Annotated in this window: 15 protein-coding genes, 1 pseudogene and 1 riboswitch; of the genes and pseudogenes, 7 read left to right on the top strand and 9 right to left on the bottom strand. The window is 67.3% G+C overall.

Annotation, left to right across the window (positions count from 1 at the left end; translation table 11 throughout):
* Together panD and BM199_RS09275 are read left to right on the top strand one after the other, a co-directional pair.
* The gene (gene panD, locus BM199_RS09280; RefSeq protein ID WP_091672005.1) at positions 1-501 is read left to right on the top strand and encodes an aspartate 1-decarboxylase; all 501 of its coding nucleotides are present in this window, start codon (positions 1-3) and stop codon (positions 499-501) included.
* 24 nt (positions 502-525) lie between these two features.
* Positions 526-1,308, top strand: a complete 783-nt coding sequence (locus BM199_RS09275) for a type III pantothenate kinase (RefSeq protein ID WP_091672003.1) — start codon at positions 526-528, stop codon at positions 1,306-1,308.
* 28 nt (positions 1,309-1,336) lie between these two features.
* Here the strand turns inward: BM199_RS09275 and BM199_RS09270 are convergent, their stop codons facing one another.
* Complete coding sequence (locus BM199_RS09270) at positions 1,337-1,651, bottom strand: DMT family transporter (protein WP_091672152.1); 315 nt, start codon at positions 1,649-1,651, stop codon at positions 1,337-1,339.
* A 40-nt stretch (positions 1,652-1,691) separates the two neighbouring features.
* Positions 1,692-1,756: riboswitch (guanidine-III (ykkC-III) riboswitch) on the bottom strand.
* A 242-nt stretch (positions 1,757-1,998) separates the two neighbouring features.
* On the opposite strand from BM199_RS09270, the gene lysS reads away from it, so the two are divergent.
* A complete protein-coding gene (gene lysS, locus BM199_RS09265) occupies positions 1,999-3,510 on the top strand; it encodes a lysine--tRNA ligase (RefSeq protein WP_091672002.1) in 1,512 nt (503 codons plus the stop codon).
* Between the two features lie 186 nt (positions 3,511-3,696).
* The gene (locus BM199_RS09260; protein WP_091672000.1) at positions 3,697-4,044 is read left to right on the top strand and encodes a histone-like nucleoid-structuring protein Lsr2; all 348 of its coding nucleotides are present in this window, start codon (positions 3,697-3,699) and stop codon (positions 4,042-4,044) included.
* Positions 4,045-4,253: 209 nt separating this feature from the next.
* On the opposite strand, the pseudogene BM199_RS34475 reads toward BM199_RS09260, so the two are convergent.
* From BM199_RS34475 to BM199_RS09240, 5 genes and pseudogenes are all read right to left on the bottom strand, one after another.
* Positions 4,254-4,531, bottom strand: a pseudogene (locus BM199_RS34475) (IS5/IS1182 family transposase); the annotation flags it as partial.
* Between the two features lie 69 nt (positions 4,532-4,600).
* Positions 4,601-5,971 carry an MFS transporter gene (locus tag BM199_RS09255; protein ID WP_245788241.1) on the bottom strand — a complete coding sequence of 457 codons (1,371 nt, stop codon included), beginning with the start codon at positions 5,969-5,971 and terminating at the stop codon, positions 4,601-4,603.
* 383 nt (positions 5,972-6,354) lie between these two features.
* Positions 6,355-6,870 (bottom strand): putative immunity protein, encoded by a 516-nt coding sequence (locus tag BM199_RS09250; protein ID WP_091671998.1) that lies wholly within the window; start codon positions 6,868-6,870, stop codon positions 6,355-6,357.
* Positions 6,867-7,466: a putative immunity protein gene (locus BM199_RS09245; RefSeq protein WP_245788240.1), complete on the bottom strand. Its 600-nt coding sequence runs from the start codon at positions 7,464-7,466 to the stop codon at positions 6,867-6,869. Before BM199_RS09245 ends, BM199_RS09250 begins: the two co-directional genes overlap by 4 nt.
* Positions 7,467-7,558: 92 nt before the next feature.
* Positions 7,559-8,422 (bottom strand): (2Fe-2S)-binding protein, encoded by an 864-nt coding sequence (locus BM199_RS09240; protein WP_091671996.1) that lies wholly within the window; start codon positions 8,420-8,422, stop codon positions 7,559-7,561.
* A gap of 389 nt (positions 8,423-8,811) precedes the next feature.
* On the opposite strand from BM199_RS09240, the gene BM199_RS09235 reads away from it, so the two are divergent.
* Entirely contained in the window at positions 8,812-11,364 is a 2,553-nt protein-coding gene (locus BM199_RS09235; protein ID WP_091671994.1) for an ATP-dependent Clp protease ATP-binding subunit, read from the top strand.
* 256 nt (positions 11,365-11,620) lie between these two features.
* Here the strand turns inward: BM199_RS09235 and pcp are convergent, their stop codons facing one another.
* Complete coding sequence (gene pcp / locus BM199_RS09230) at positions 11,621-12,262, bottom strand: pyroglutamyl-peptidase I (RefSeq protein WP_091671992.1); 642 nt, start codon at positions 12,260-12,262, stop codon at positions 11,621-11,623.
* A gap of 153 nt (positions 12,263-12,415) precedes the next feature.
* Here pcp and BM199_RS09225 point away from each other — a divergent pair, with 153 nt between their 5' ends.
* Together BM199_RS09225 and BM199_RS09220 are read left to right on the top strand one after the other, a co-directional pair.
* Positions 12,416-12,895, top strand: a complete 480-nt coding sequence (locus BM199_RS09225; protein WP_091671990.1) for a DoxX family protein — start codon at positions 12,416-12,418, stop codon at positions 12,893-12,895.
* Positions 12,896-12,923: 28 nt separating this feature from the next.
* Positions 12,924-13,922, top strand: a complete 999-nt coding sequence (locus tag BM199_RS09220) for an endonuclease/exonuclease/phosphatase family protein (protein ID WP_245788239.1) — start codon at positions 12,924-12,926, stop codon at positions 13,920-13,922.
* Here the strand turns inward: BM199_RS09220 and BM199_RS09215 are convergent.
* Together BM199_RS09215 and BM199_RS09210 are read right to left on the bottom strand one after the other, a co-directional pair.
* On the bottom strand, positions 13,911-14,750 hold the full coding sequence (locus BM199_RS09215) for an SIR2 family NAD-dependent protein deacylase (protein ID WP_245788238.1): 840 nt from the start codon (positions 14,748-14,750) through the stop codon (positions 13,911-13,913). The genes BM199_RS09220 and BM199_RS09215 overlap by 12 nt on opposite strands.
* Positions 14,747-15,058: an antibiotic biosynthesis monooxygenase family protein gene (locus tag BM199_RS09210; protein ID WP_091671986.1), complete on the bottom strand. Its 312-nt coding sequence runs from the start codon at positions 15,056-15,058 to the stop codon at positions 14,747-14,749. Before BM199_RS09210 ends, BM199_RS09215 begins: the two co-directional genes overlap by 4 nt.
* Between the last annotated feature and the right edge of the window lie 37 nt (positions 15,059-15,095).

The following is a 15,095-nucleotide window of genomic DNA, read 5'->3' as shown; positions in this document are numbered from 1 at the left end:
ATGTATCGCACGATGCTGAAATCCAAGATTCACCGGGCGACGGTGACGCAGGCCGACCTGCACTACGTTGGTTCGGTCACTGTCGACGAGACTTTGATGGAGGCCGCCGATCTGCTGCCCGGCGAGCAGGTGTCGATTGTGGATGTCACCAACGGCGCCCGGCTCGAGACGTACGTGATCGCCGGTGAGCGGGACAGCGGCGTTATCGGGATCAACGGCGCGGCCGCCCACCTGGTGCACCCCGGTGATCTGGTGATTCTGATCGCCTACGGGCAGATGGAGTCCGCCGAGGCGGCCGCGTTCCGGCCCCGGGTCATTTTCGTGGACGCGGACAACCGGATCACCGACGCGGGCAGTGACGCGGCACATGCGCCGGCCGGTTCCGGTCTGGTGAGCGGCGCGCTGCCAGTGGCCGCCCCTGACGGCCACATCGCGAACTTTCCGGTCGCCGAGACCGTGGACGCGGCCCGGCTGGACGCCCTGCTGCACGCGGAGAGCTGATCCAGTGACGGGTCACGTGCGCTAGTGCTGCTCACCATCGACGTCGGCAACACCAACATCGTTCTCGGCCTCTATCGAGGCAGGGGGGACGAGGCCGAGCTGGTCCGGGACTGGCGCATGCGCACCGATGCCCGGATAACCGCCGACGAGCTGGCGCTGACGATGCGCGGGCTGCTCGGGCCGCATGCCGACCTGGTCAGCGGGATCAGCGCGCTGTCCACGGTGCCCGCGGTGCTGCGCGAACTGCGGGTGATGCTCGACCGGTACTACCCCGCGGTGCCCAAGATCGTGGTCGAGCCGGGAGTCCGCACTGGCGTCGCCCTTCTGGTGGACAACCCGAAGGAGGTCGGCGGGGATCGGCTGGTGAACACCCTCGCCGCGTACCACCTGTTCGGCACTGCCTGCGTGGTCGTGGATTTCGGTACCTCGACCAATGTCGACGCGATCTCGCCCCGGGGTGAGTTTCTCGGCGGCGCCTTCGCGCCAGGCATCGAGATCTCGGTGGACGCCCTTGCGGCGCGCGCGGCCGCACTGCGCAAGGTGGAGCTGGTGCGGCCGCGATCCGTCATCGGCAAGAGCACAGTGGAATGTCTGCAGTCGGGAATCCTCTTCGGATTCGCCGGGCAGGTGGACGGACTGGTGAACCGGATCGTCCGGGAACTCGCCCCCGAGGGCCCGCCGGTCACGGTGATCGCGACCGGCGGCCTTGCCCCACTCGTGCTCAGCGAATCCGAGACCATCACCGAGCACGTCCCCGAACTCACGTTGCTGGGCCTGCGGCTGGTCTACGAACGCAATACGCGCTGAGCGTCCCCGGAACGCCGGAGCCCCGGCGTCACCCCAGCACCTTCAGGCCGACGACTCCGGCCACGATCAGCACGAGGCAGGCGATGCGCGCCGCGGTGACCGGATCGCCGAGCGCCACCATGCCGTAGGCGGCCGCTCCCACGGCGCCGATTCCGACCCAGACGACGTAGGCCGTTCCGATGGGGATGCTGCGCATGGCGAAGGCGAGCCCGGCCATGCTCAAGGCAAGCGCGACCAGAAACAGCAACGTGGGGCTTAGTCTGGAAAAACCTTTTGACGCGCTGAGAGCCGCGGCCCAGACGGTTTCCAGAACTCCGGAAATGACGAGGATCACCCAGGGCATCTGTCCGACCTCCACGAAGTACGCAGTGAGCTGTCACAACACTGCGTCGTCTTGTCGGGGCCGGGTACGACGCGCTCGTCCGGGGCGGCGAGTAACACCGCTACCGACGTTAACACCGATTGCCGGGTGGTGGCCGGTGGTGTTCGCCACCAACCGTACTCCGGCCACGCGCACCGGCAATCTTGCTGACTGCGTCGTCCTGGCCAGCATTTTCTTGCGCCGTACCGGCGACCAGGGGTGATCCCTGCGGTGGAATACGCCGGATAACCGCCGCCCGGCCCGGTAAAAGTCCGCAATGGGTAATCCGGTTCGCGCCCGGCGAGGAGGAGTTCGTACGCTATGGCCTCATGACCGATATCCCCGCGTCCGAGAACGCCACTGCTGACGATGACCTGCCCGAACAGCTGCGGGTACGCCGGGAGAAGCGTGACCGGATACTCGCTGAGGGTATCGATCCGTATCCGGTCGAAGTTCCTCGGACGCACACGCTCGCCGAGATTCGCGCCGCGCATTCGGATCTTCCGCCGGATACCAGCACCGGGAAGCAGGTCGGAATCACCGGCAGGGTGATGTTCCTGCGGAACACCGGGAAGCTGTGTTTCGCGAGCTTGCGTGAGGGCGACGGAACCGAACTGCAGGCAATGATCAGCCTGGCCAAGGTCGGTGCCGACGCACTCGCGGCCTGGAAGTCCGATGTCGATCTCGGCGATCACGTTTTTGTTCAGGGCGAGGTCATCACCTCGAAGCGCGGCGAGCTTTCCGTGATGGCGAACGGCTGGCAACTCACGTCGAAAGCACTGCGCCCGCTGCCCGTCGCGCACAAGGAATTGGCCGAGGAAACTCGAATCAGGCAGCGCTACGTCGACCTGATTCTACGTCCCAAGGCGCGTGATGTGGTTCGGACGAGGTCCACCGTCCTGCGGGCGCTGCGGGATTCCTTCCACGAACGCGGGTATACCGAGGTCGAGACCCCGATGTTGCAAACCCTGCACGGAGGTGCCGCGGCGAGGCCCTTCGTCACCCATTCCAACGCGTTCGACCTCGACCTGTTCCTGCGGATCGCGCCGGAGCTCTACCTCAAGCGTTGCGTCGTCGGTGGTATCGAAAAAGTCTTCGAGATCAACCGGAACTTCCGAAACGAGGGTAGCGACTCATCCCATTCGCCGGAGTTCGCGATGCTGGAGTACTACGAGGCATACGGAACTTACGACACCATCGCGAAGCTCACGCGGGAACTCGTTCAGGAGGCGGCGGAGGCGGCACTGGGTACTCAGGTCGTTACTCTCGCGGATGGTTCCGAGTACGACCTTTCCGGTCAGTGGACGACGCTGACGATGTACGACTCGCTGTCCGAAGCGCTCGGTACGGAAATCACTCCTGAGACGTCGGTGGAGACGTTGCGATCGTTTGCGGAGTCCCATGACCTGGAGGTGGACCCGAAACTGGGGCATGGCAAGCTGGTCGAGGAACTGTGGGAACATCTGGTGGGCGATCATCTCTACGAGCCCACTTTTGTCCGTGATTTTCCCTTGGAGACTTCCCCGCTGACCAGGCAACACCGCAGCAAGCCAGGGATAGCGGAGAAGTGGGACCTCTACGTCCGCGGATTCGAACTCGCGACGGGGTACTCCGAGCTCGTCGATCCCGTCGTGGAACGGCAACGGCTAACGGAACAGGCCCGGCTCGGTGCTGAGGGTGATAGTGAGGCCATGGTTCTCGACGAGGATTTCCTGCGCGCACTCGAGTATGGAATGCCCCCCAGTGGTGGTGCGGGAATGGGTGTCGACCGGTTGCTCATGGCGCTCACCGGTCTCGGCATCCGGGAGACGATCCTGTTCCCGCTGGTGCGGCCCGAATAACCCATAAGACTGACAAGTGGCTCCCGGTTAGCGCTGGCCGGACTGCACTTCACAACAACCGGGACGCCTTACAGCAATCGTGATTTGCGTTTATCGGCAGCAGCGGGTATTAATGTCGGAGTCGAAGCTTCTGGCGGGATCGCGTCTCCAGCGATCTGGCGCCAGCTCAAAGCAGGAGGAAAACTGATGGCGCAGAAGGTTCTCGTCTCTCTCGTGGACGATCTGGACGGTTCCGAGGCAGAGGAGACGGTTGAGTTCGGTCTGGACGGTGTGAGCTACCAGATCGATTTGTCCGCCGACAATGCCGAGGAGCTTCGGGACGCGCTGGCGCAGTACATCGAGCACGCGCGCCGTTCCGGTGGCCGTAAGCGCAGTTCCACTCGCGCGGCAGTGAAAGCCGCGGCCAGGCCCGCCACCGTGGACCGCGAGCAGAACCAGGCCATTCGTGCGTGGGCACGCAAGAACGGTTTCCAGGTTTCCGACCGTGGGCGTATCCCGTCCGAGGTGGTCGAGGCTTACCACAAGAAGAACTGATCGTTCTTCACGGTTCCTGCTTCGAGCGGGCACTACAGGTCGTGTAGTGGGGCCACCGGATTCATTCCGGTGGCCCCACTTCTGTCTTGGTCACAGCACGGTCACCGGATGGCTGGCCGTACGTGGCGGCGTAATCGATTTCCTCTTCCGTGTATCGCGTCCGCAGTGCTGGATTTGGAAGCAGGAACCTGAATACGGTGAGAGCTTCGAGTGGGGCGCAGGAGCGGCGAGTCGTTTCGATTCGCTCCGGCCAGGACCCACCAGATCGGATACCGCTGCCGCCTACGACCACTGATCTCTTGAGCCCTGACTTGCCACTGTCGACAGGGTTGCGGCCGGTGTTCTCTCCTCCACACGGTGCCTTGACGACCAGCGGTCGACCGCGGGGTTCTGTAGGTCGAGTCCGATGCTCTGGTCGTACGCCTCCAGCGCTGATCCATTCGTCTTGCCGGGCGCGCATCACCGTCGTTGAGCAGGACTCGTCTGCATGCTGCTGGGAGGGGCACGCCGCCACGCTGCTGCCGACCGGGATGGCGGTGCGTGGCGGCGCGGCCTCTTACCCGGCCTTCGGCTGCAGTTCCGTCGTGGCCGAGGAACGGCTGATGACCACGGCACCGACGACCAGCCCGGCGATGGCGAGCACCGCGGCGATCACGAACGGGTCGCCAGCGCGCACGGCGGGGGCGAACCCGATCCCTATGTAGACCGCTACGCCGCTGGCCCCTCCGAGCTGGTCGGCTGCTCGCTGGACCCCGGAGGCGATTCCGGCGTCCTCGTCGGTCGCTCCGCTGACTGCGATGAACTGCAGCCCCACCAGACCAAAACCCATCCCGGCGGCGATCAGCAACATCGCAGGCAGCAGCCACACCGCTCCAGCATCGAGGGCTGCGACGAGCGCGATCACCGTCATCGCGCCCGTGGCGGAGCCGAGGCCTGCCAGCACGCACGCGCGCGCTCCCCACCTGCCTAGCAGTCGGGGCACGAGAATCGAGGCCGTGATCAGCGCGATAGCCAACGGCAGCATCGTGAGCCCGGCTCCCAGCGGGCCGATCCCGAGACGGTCCTGCAGGTAGAACGTGAACAGCAGGAACGAGGTCGATAGCGCCCCGCTGAGCAGCATCGTCGTCAGGTTCGCCCGCACGCGGGCGCGGTTGGCGAAGAAGGCCAGGGGCACCAGGGGGTTCGGAGACCGCGATTCGACCCGCACGAACCCGGCGGCAGCCAGCACCGCACCGGCCAGCGCTACCACGCTCACCCACGGGTTTGTGCCTGGTTCGCCGGCCTCGACCGCGGCGTAGGTGAACAGCAACGGGCACGCGGTGAGCAGGAACGCGCCCGGAAGATCCAGCCGGGCCTGCCCACGGGAAGCGGGACGCTCGCCCTCGACGAGCACGAGCGTAGCCACGATCACGACCAGGATGAACGGCACCGAGATCAGGAAGATCCATCGCCAGCCCAGGTGGGCGGTGATGATTCCCGAGAGGGCGAACCCGAGCACCAGCCCACAGCTGGCGACCGCGGCCCACACGCTCAGGGCCCGCGACCGGTGTGGGCCCTCGGGGAACATCAGCACGATCGTGGCCATCGCGGCCGGCAGTGCGAGGGCCTCGCCAGCCCCTTGGACGAGGCGCGCGACCACCAGGACCGCGAACGAGGGGGCCAGCCCCGCCAGTAGTGATGCTGCGCCGAACAGGGTAGTGCCGACCAGCAACATGCGGCGGCGCCCCAGCAGGTCGCTGAGGCGACCGCCGAGCATCAGCAGCCCGCCGCCGGTGATGGTGTAGCCGATCATTACCCAGGTCAGCGAGTGGCCATCGACGCCGAGATCCGCGCCGATCGAGGGCAGTGCGATGTTGACCACGGTCACGTCGACCGCGATAAAGAACTGCAGCATCGACATCGCGCACAGCACGAGCCATGCGCGCATGGGAGACGGGCTTTGCCCGCCGGAAGAAGAAATGCCTGAAAGCATCGAATGCTCCGTCGCTCTGAAGAGTTCCGGAGCAGCACAAGTGCCACTCCGGACTGATCACGAAGCGGTAGGACGTTCCAGGTGGGGGTGTTGTGAGTCGGACGTCCCGCCGCTAGCGGGACGTCCTGGTCACTGCCGCGCAAGCGGCCGAGCACGATGCGGCTGACATGCTGCTCAGCCTAGCAGCGGACTCCGGTCCGCGACCGAGTCGCCTGGGCTCCGACTTCTGGCGCTGTCCGGGGCTGCGGTGGACACCCTGCCGCCTCGACAGCGGGACCTCGCCGGCCGAGTTCAGGACCACACCGCGCCCGCGGAAACCACAGTTCCCAGCTGCCCGCTCAACAGTCGAACACCGACCAGCAGATGTCGTTGCGCAACCTCTGGTCATCAAGTACCAGCTCGCGAATCTCCTCCGGGAGCTGATCACGCTGCCACTGGCACTCGAGTCTCCCCACGGCCTCATCAAGGCCTTCCGGCGCCGCCGCCCGCGCTGCCTTGATCGCGTATGCGGCGGCGCCGAGTTCGTGTGCGGCGACGTGGGCGACGGCTCCGGCCTGGCCCGCGGCGTACGCGGCATGCCGTGCTGCCCCACGCAGCTCCCTGGCCGCCCCCATCGCATGGCCGCCCGCCGCGCGAGCCCGCATCATCTTCACCTCGCCACGCACCCAGGCACGGGCGTGCTCGATCGCCTGGCGTGGTCGTGGGTCCCCAGGCTGGGCCGACTCGAAGTGGCCGAGGACGTGTTCCGCGCACGAGGCGGCCCACAGCGCGAGGAGGCGGTGATCCGCGTCCGTGAGAGTCCCGCCGCGGCGGATCGTCACGAAGCGAGGGTCGCGGACCTTCGGGAGGATCATGACGGGCACTCCCTGTTGCCCGCGTCGGTGTGCCCGGCCACCGGGTCGGCCGGCTGGCGCAGGGAATGGTCCAGCGTGCGCATCAGCCGGGCGACGCGCTGGCCGCCGGTTGTCGCGGGCGGGTAGCGGCGGAGCACGTCTATGAGCACTGGTGTCGCTCGCTGCCGTGACCGTTCCAGCAAGGCGTCTCCGACCGCGGGGTCCCCGCCCGCCGCCAGCTCCCCGACGCGCGCGGCGCTCGCGGAGGCTCGCAGGATGTGGCCGACCTGGCTGGACTGGGCGATGGGGTGCAGGTATGCGGCCGATGCGGCGTCACCGGCGCAGCGCGCGGCCAGTCGCGCGGCTTCGGACGGTGCGGACCGGGCGGCCCGATGAGCATCGAGGGAAGTGACCCGCTGCAGTGTGGTCCTTTCGGCGCCGTTGATGAACGTCCAGGCCGCGTCGACCGCCGCGCGCGGGCGCGGATCGTCGGGCACAGCCTGTTCGAAAACCGCCAGGACGTCCTCCGCGTGCCGGACCACGTAACGCGCCACGACGCGCAGCTCGTCCATCGTCAGGTCGAAGTCTCCGGACACGGCCTGTTTGCCTTGGGTCATGTCCTTGAATCGTATCCCTGAACACCCGGTTGAGACTTTATGGCGAGGTCGTCACTCCACTGCGTCGCAACCCTCAATCGGAGGTGCGGCGGCTAGTTCTTGGGGCAGGTGCGCGGGCAGCCTGCGCACTCGGACTCGTGCGGCAGCAGATAGGAGAAGCAGCAGCTTTCCCTGCGCCTGGTCCAGCTGCGACCCCCGCCTGCCCCGGCCTCGATCCTCAGCGTGGAGGCCGACGTCAGCGGCGGGTAGCGGCGTTCCAGCACCAGAGCGGCGTCGGCCACGGCGGCCCCTTCGGCCGCCGGAGTGCCACCCTGTGCCCCAGCCCACCAGAGCGCGCTGTCGAGCGCGTCGGTGGCGCCCGCCCACAGTGTTCGTGAGCCGAGCGGGCTGCTCCTGCGGTAGGCCCGCACGAACTGGGAGGCGTGCGCCACGTAACGGGTGCGCAGCAGTTCGGCCAGCGCTCGTTCATCGGCGACCACCGTCGCCTCCTGCCTGCCACTGCCGGGATCGGAGGGCAGGCAGTAGAAGGAACGGCCGAGCACCGCGACGCCGTCGGGATCGGGCCTGCCCGTTACCGCGATCCGCATCGCCAGATCGTCCGGGCGCAGATCGGGCACACGGCGTTCGTGGTGCAGCAGCAGCGCGCCCGCGTACGCCGGGACACGGAGGTACCAGGACATCACGTAGCTGGCCACGGTGCGTTCCGGTGCGGTCCCGTACTCCGCCCGCAGCCAGTCGCGCAGTCTGACCCGCCACTGGTCGAGCGCGGCCGGATGGTCGAGCAGGTCCGTGCATCGGAGCCAACGGCCGTCCGCGGGGAAGTCCGCTCGGATCTCGGCCCGCTCCTGCAGGCCGGCGATCCGCTCCAGTGAGGTCGTGAGGCCGCCGGGGGCGCTTGCGCCGGCTTCCGGACGGACGGTGTGGCCCGCGTCACGGAAGGACCGGTCGATGCTCACGCGAACCCTCCCACTGCGCCGTTCGAATGATTAGGACTGCCTTACCTTACATTGGGTCGGAAGGTGCGTCAGTTGTCAACCACGATCGGACGAACGCCACAACAACCAGTGTGTTCGCGGTGAGCGGACAGGGACCCCCGGTGGAATCCAAACGGGGGGCGGCACGTTGTAATGGACGTCAACAGCCAGCGGAAAGACGTCGATAACGACAGGTCGCGATCCCGCGCGGGCGGGGAGTCGCGATCCGATTCCGGCGTAGTCGGACGCCGGTGTGGTGGCTGGGCCACTACAGTGGTCTTACGGTGCTGAACTCATCGCGGGCTTCGTCCCTAAAATCGACGGGGACGTGGTGAGATCGGGCCGCCGGCGCAGCAGTCGAGGGAGTGGGAATGTTCGAAAGGTTCACCGACCGCGCGAGGCGGGTGGTCGTCCTGGCCCAGGAAGAGGCCCGGATGCTCAACCACAACTACATCGGCACCGAGCACATCCTCCTGGGCTTGATCCACGAGGGTGAAGGTGTCGCCGCCAAGGCGCTGGAGTCGTTGGGTATCGCGCTGGAGGGTGTGCGACAGCAGGTCGAGGAGATCATCGGCCAGGGGCAGCAGGCCCCGAGCGGGCACATCCCCTTCACGCCGCGTGCCAAGAAGGTGCTGGAGCTGTCTTTGCGCGAAGCGCTGCAGCTCGGCCACAACTACATCGGCACCGAGCACATCCTGCTCGGGCTGATCCGCGAGGGTGAAGGCGTAGCCGCGCAGGTGCTCGTCAAGCTCGGCGCGGACCTGAACCGGGTGCGCCAGCAGGTGCTGCAGCTGCTCTCCGGCTACCAGGGCAAGGAGCCCGCGGAAGCCGGTGCGGGCCGTGGCGAGGGCACCCCGTCCTCCTCGCTGGTGCTCGACCAGTTCGGCCGTAACCTCACCGCGTCCGCGCGGGAGGGCAAGCTTGACCCGGTCATCGGGCGCAGCAAGGAGATCGAGCGGGTCATGCAGGTGCTGTCCCGCCGCACCAAGAACAACCCGGTGCTCATCGGTGAGCCCGGCGTCGGCAAGACCGCCGTCGTCGAGGGCCTCGCGCAGAACATCGTCAAGGGTGAGGTTCCCGAGACGCTGAAGGACAAGCAGCTCTACACGCTTGACCTCGGCTCGCTCGTGGCCGGTTCCCGCTATCGCGGTGACTTCGAAGAGCGCCTCAAGAAGGTGCTCAAGGAGATCAAGACCCGTGGCGACATCATTCTGTTCATCGACGAGCTGCACACGCTCGTGGGTGCCGGTGCCGCTGAGGGCGCGATCGACGCGGCGAGCATCCTCAAGCCGATGCTCGCCCGTGGTGAGTTGCAGACGATCGGTGCGACCACGCTTGAGGAGTACCGCAAGTACATCGAGAAGGACGCCGCGCTGGAGCGCCGCTTCCAGCCGATCCAGGTCGGTGAGCCTTCGCTCGAGCACACGATCGAGATCCTGAAGGGGCTGCGCGATCGGTACGAGGCGCACCATCGCGTCTCGATCACCGACTCGGCACTGGTGTCGGCGGCCACGCTGGCCGATCGCTACATCAACGACCGCTTCCTGCCGGACAAGGCGATCGACCTGATCGACGAGGCCGGCGCCAGGATGCGGATCCGCAGGATGACCGCGCCGCCGGACCTGCGCGAGTTCGACGAGAAGATCGCCGACGTTCGCAGGGAGAAGGAGTCGGCCATCGACGGCCAGGACTTCGAGCGGGCCGCCCGGCTGCGGGACGAGGAGAAGACGCTCCTCGGCCAGAAGTCCGAGCGGGAGAAGCAGTGGAAGGACGGTGACCTGGACGTCGTCGCGGAGGTCGACGACGAGCAGATCGCCGAGGTCCTCGCCAACTGGACCGGTATCCCCGTGTTCAAGCTCACCGAGGAGGAGACCACCCGTCTGCTCCGCATGGAGGCCGAGCTGCACAAGCGGATCATCGGTCAGGACGACGCCGTCAAGGCGGTCTCCCAGGCGATCCGCCGGACCCGTGCCGGTCTGAAGGACCCGAAGCGCCCCTCCGGCTCGTTCATCTTCGCCGGCCCGTCCGGTGTCGGTAAGACCGAGCTGTCCAAGGCGCTGGCGAACTTCCTCTTCGGCGACGACGACGCGCTCATCCAGATCGACATGGGCGAGTTCCACGACCGCTACACCGCCTCGCGGCTGTTCGGGGCCCCTCCGGGCTACGTCGGTTACGAGGAGGGTGGCCAGCTCACCGAGAAGGTGCGGCGCAAGCCGTTCTCCGTGGTGCTCTTCGACGAGATCGAGAAGGCGCACCAGGAGATCTACAACACCCTGCTGCAGGTGCTGGAGGACGGCCGCCTGACCGACGGTCAGGGCCGCACGGTCGACTTCAAGAACACGGTGCTGATCTTCACCTCGAACCTGGGCACCTCGGACATCTCCAAGTCCGTGAGCCTCGGCTTCTCTTCCGGCAACGAGGGCGTTGCCAAGTACGAGAAGATGAAGCAGAAGGTCAACGAGGAGATGAAGAAGCACTTCCGGCCTGAGTTCCTCAACCGGATCGACGACATCATCGTGTTCCACCAGCTGACGGAGGAGCAGATCGTCGACATGGTGGACCTGATGGCCACCCGCGTCGAGACGCAGCTCAAGGCCAAGGACATGGCCATGGAGCTCACCTCGAAGGCGAAGAAGCTGCTGGCCAAGCGTGGCTTCGACCCCGTGCTCGGTGCACGGCCGCTGCGCCGCACCATCCAGCGCGAGATCGAGGACCAGCTGTCGGAGAAGATTCTGTTCGGCGAGATCGAGGCCGGCCAGATCGTCATCGTGGATGTCGAGGGCTGGGACGGCGAGAGCGCCAAGGACGACACGGCACACTTCACCTTCCGCGGTGAGGCCAAGCCGTCGAACGTTCCGGACGCCCCGCCGGTCGGCGTCGCCGCATCCAGCGGTGAGGAGACGGGCGAGACCGAAGCCGAGTAAACGCAGCTGACACGAAGAACGCCCCCGGGACCAGCTCCCGGGGGCGTTTCTTCATGTCAGGGGGTCAGTTGGTACGTCTGCAAGTACCACCAAGCAAGATCACCAGCACCCCCAACTGCTACCAACTCCTGGCTGTCACCGTCGGGACAGACGGAGCTTGGAGGTAGGAAACGCAGGAATGATCTTGCTTGGTGGTACTTGCAGACGCTCCATCCCTGAACGGGAGGGGCGACGGCGGGTGCGGCGTCGGGGGCCGTCAGTGCAGGGTGCCAGCGGGGACGGGGAGATCGGTTTGAGTGGTGAGGGCCGTGCGCACCAGGACGTCGAGCGCGCGGGCGCACTCCTCGACCGGCAGGCTCGGATGCCGCTGACCAGCCTGTTCAGGACTGAACGGCACATGGACGAAACCACCCCGCACATCGGGTAGCTCGGTCGCGAGCAGGTGCATCAGGCCGTAGAACACGTGATTGCACACGAAGGTCCCCGCGGTGTGCGAGACCTCGGCAGGAAGGCCCTCGGCTGCGATCGCCGCGGCGCACGCCTTGACCGGGAGGGTGCTGAAGTACCCGACAGGGCCATCCGGCACGACCGGCACGTCCACCGGTTGCCGGCCCGCGTTGTCGGGGATCCGGGCGTCCTGCAGATTCACCGCGATCCGCTCGGGCGTCACCGCGGCGCGACCACCCGCCTGCCCCGCACAGACCACCAGTTCGGGGCGGTGCCGCTCGATGGCTGTCCGGAGTTCGGGCAGCGAACTTTCGAAGTCGCACGGGAGTTCGCTCACCGCGACCTCGTAGTCCTCGGGCGCATTCTGGGCCACCAGCCGCACCGCCTGCCAGGACGGGTTCACCGCTTCGCCGCCGAAGGGGGTGAAGCCGGTGAGAAGTACACGTCGCATGGCCTTAGACGATACGGCGAGCAACGGGCCTGTCGGTCCGCGACGGAAGAACTCAACGAAAAATTTCCGTCCGGTGTCGATCCGGTCGCTCCCCGTTCGACGCATTTATGAGAGCAGGAAACGACCCCGCCAAGACAACCGGAAGGCATCGACATGACCACCATCAGCACGCAGGACAACAACAACGCCACCACCACAGCCACCACCGACCGGCTGGTCAACCTGAGCACCGGGGTGCACGGCGCCGCCATCGCCGCGGTGCGCGTCGTGGTCTCGTTCCTGTTCGTCTGCCACGGCGCGCAGGGGCTCGGTGCTTTCGGCGGGATCGACGGCCAGGGGACGGGTGTCGTGTTCGGCGCCTGGCCCGAGTGGTGGGCGACGATGATCGCGCTCGTCGGCGGCAGCCTGGTCGCGCTCGGCCTGTTCACCAGGCCTGCGGCGCTGCTGTGCTCGGGCGCGATGGCCTACGCCTACTTCGTCGTGCACCAGCCGATGGCCCTGCTTCCCCTGCAGAACCTCGGCGAGCAGGCCGCGCTGTTCTCCTGGATCTTCCTGCTGATCGCGGTACTCGGCTCCGGTTCGTTCGCGCTGGACTCCCTGGTTCGCCGGTCCAGGTCCACGCGGTCGGCCTGAGTGGGCCTGGCCCGGGCATGCTGGTCCGGTGAGCATTGTTGTCGCAGCGAGCGTGCAGCCCGAGAGTTCGGCGAAGGTCACGAGGAAGGGGCGCGGACGGATGACGGTCACCGTTCTGCTGCTGGTCGCGGCGGTTCCGTTCGCGCTCCTGGTCTTCCTCCGCCTCACGGGTATCGACGGGAATCGGCACACCGCGGCCGCGCTCGCGCTCTCCCCGTATGCGGCCGTCGCGGGGATGCTGCTCGGTGGCCTCGCGCTGGTGGTGCGGCAGTGGTGGATCGGCGCAGTGGTGCTCGCACTGACAGTCGCCCTGGTCGCGGTGCTCCTGCCACGGATGCTGCCGGACGGGCAACCTGCCAACGACGGTGCGGTGCTGCGGGTGCTGGCCACGAACCTGTACTTCAGTAACGGGGATGCCCAGCGCGTGGTGGACCACGTCAGGGACAACCAGATCGACGTGCTTGCGCTGAGCGAGCTGGATTCGTCCGGGGTGGCAGCACTGGCCGATGCGGGTCTGTTCTCCGTACCACCGCACCAGGCGTTGCGGGCGGCCGACTACGGATCCGGCTCCGGACTGGTGTCCCGCTATCCGCTGGAGGAGTTACCGCCCGTGGAGCCGTCGACGTTCGAGCAGCCGCGGGCCCTGCTCCACCTGCCGGGCGGTGCGACGGCCGAGATCGTCGCCGTGCACGCCTGCCCGCCGACCTTGGACGTGGACGACTGGCGTACGGAACTGGCCGCCCTGCCACAGGCCGACGACGCGGCCGTCCGGATTCTCGCCGGAGACTTCAACGCGACCCTCGACCACGCCGCGTTGCGCCGGGTACTGAGTGCCGGCTATCACGACGCCGCGGAACAACGCGGGAACGGGTTCCTGCCTACCTGGCCGTCGGGGCTCTACCCACCGCCCGTGACCATCGATCACGTGCTCGCCGACCAACGGGTCGAGGTGCGCGACTACCGGGTGCTGAACGTGCCGGGCAGCGACCACGACGCCGTGTACGCCGAGCTGGCCCTACCCGGCTGAGAAACCGTCCAGCAGAGTGTCCAGCGCGGTGAGCGCCGCCAGCGCGCCGAGTGGAAGCGAGATTCCCCGGCCGTGCCGCACATCCGGCTCTCGCGGGTTGATCCGGATGAGCGCACCGCTGGCCGCGCTGGCCAGTTCCGCCTGCCGCCGCACCGTCGGCACGGCACGCCCGGCCCCGAGTTCGATCACCACAAGGTCCTGCTGCTTGCGGCGCCACTGCTGTAGGGCGTCGAGTTGCCGCTGACTGCGATGCCCGATCCAGTCGAGGTCGCCGAACATCAGGATGTTCGGCCGGGACAGTCCGCCGCACTCCGGGCAACTCGGGAGGGGCCGCTCGGCTCGCATGGTTTCCTCGTCCACCACCATGAGCGTGTCCTCGGCGGACCAGATGTCGTCGTGGCAGCCACCGGCGCACTGCATGTGGTGGATGGATCCGTGCACCTCCACGACGTCGTCCTGCGGGTACCCCGCGCGCTGGAACTGGCCGTCGACGTTCGAGGTGAAGACGCGCATGCCGCCGGGAGTGCGTTCGCCCCATTCCCGGAGCAGCCGGAAGCCCTCGTGCGGGACCGTCCTGCGGTAGAGGTCCAGCCGATGCCCGTAGAAGCCCCACGCGAGTTCGGGGTCGGCGGCGAAGTGCTGCGGGTCGGCCATTTCGGCGAAGCTGAGGCCCAGCCGGGCGTACGGCGGGTATGCCCGCCAGAATCCCTCGTCCCCACGGAAGTCGGGCAGCCCGGAGTCGACGCCCATGCCCGCTCCCGCGCACACCAGCAGCGCGCCCGCGCCGGAGATCAGCTCGGCGGCCCGGGCGAGGTCCGCATCGGTCACTCGGTCTCGGGGCCGTTGCTCTGGACGACCTCGAACTCCAGCAGGCTCGCCCCGCTGGCAACCGGCTTACCGCGCTGTCCGGCGTGCGCCTCCTTGGCCGGGCCCTCGGACCAGGCGCGGAAATGCTCCTCGGACTCCCACTTCGTGTAGACGAAGTAGCGGTTCTCGCCGGACACCGGGCGCAGCAACTCGAACCCGAGGAAACCGGGCTGCGAGTCCACGGCGTGCAGCCGCGCGGCGAAGCGCTGCTCCAGCTCCGGTCCAGCGCCCTCGGGAACCTCGATCGCGTTGATCTTCACAACAGCCATGCCGTCCAGGGTAGTGCGCCGCGCAGGCACGGGACCT

It is taken from the genome of Amycolatopsis marina, from assembly GCF_900111885.1.
GTDB classification, from domain to species: Bacteria; Actinomycetota; Actinomycetes; order Mycobacteriales; family Pseudonocardiaceae; genus Amycolatopsis; species Amycolatopsis marina.
This window is presented reverse-complemented; position numbering and strand designations above follow the sequence as displayed.

Coding starts and splice junctions, on each gene's coding strand:
- panD (WP_091672005.1), top strand. CDS start 1: ATGTATCGCACGATGCTGAAATCCAAGATTCACCGGGCGACGGTGACG.
- BM199_RS09270 (WP_091672152.1), bottom strand. CDS start 1,651: ATGCCCTGGGTGATCCTCGTCATTTCCGGAGTTCTGGAAACCGTCTGG.
- lysS (WP_091672002.1), top strand. CDS start 1,999: ATGACCGATATCCCCGCGTCCGAGAACGCCACTGCTGACGATGACCTG.
- BM199_RS09260 (WP_091672000.1), top strand. CDS start 3,697: ATGGCGCAGAAGGTTCTCGTCTCTCTCGTGGACGATCTGGACGGTTCC.
- BM199_RS09255 (WP_245788241.1), bottom strand. CDS start 5,971: ATGCGCGCATGGCTCGTGCTGTGCGCGATGTCGATGCTGCAGTTCTTT.
- BM199_RS09250 (WP_091671998.1), bottom strand. CDS start 6,870: ATGATCCTCCCGAAGGTCCGCGACCCTCGCTTCGTGACGATCCGCCGC.
- BM199_RS09245 (WP_245788240.1), bottom strand. CDS start 7,466: ATGACCCAAGGCAAACAGGCCGTGTCCGGAGACTTCGACCTGACGATG.
- BM199_RS09235 (WP_091671994.1), top strand. CDS start 8,812: ATGTTCGAAAGGTTCACCGACCGCGCGAGGCGGGTGGTCGTCCTGGCC.
- pcp (WP_091671992.1), bottom strand. CDS start 12,262: ATGCGACGTGTACTTCTCACCGGCTTCACCCCCTTCGGCGGCGAAGCG.
- BM199_RS09225 (WP_091671990.1), top strand. CDS start 12,416: ATGACCACCATCAGCACGCAGGACAACAACAACGCCACCACCACAGCC.
- BM199_RS09210 (WP_091671986.1), bottom strand. CDS start 15,058: ATGGCTGTTGTGAAGATCAACGCGATCGAGGTTCCCGAGGGCGCTGGA.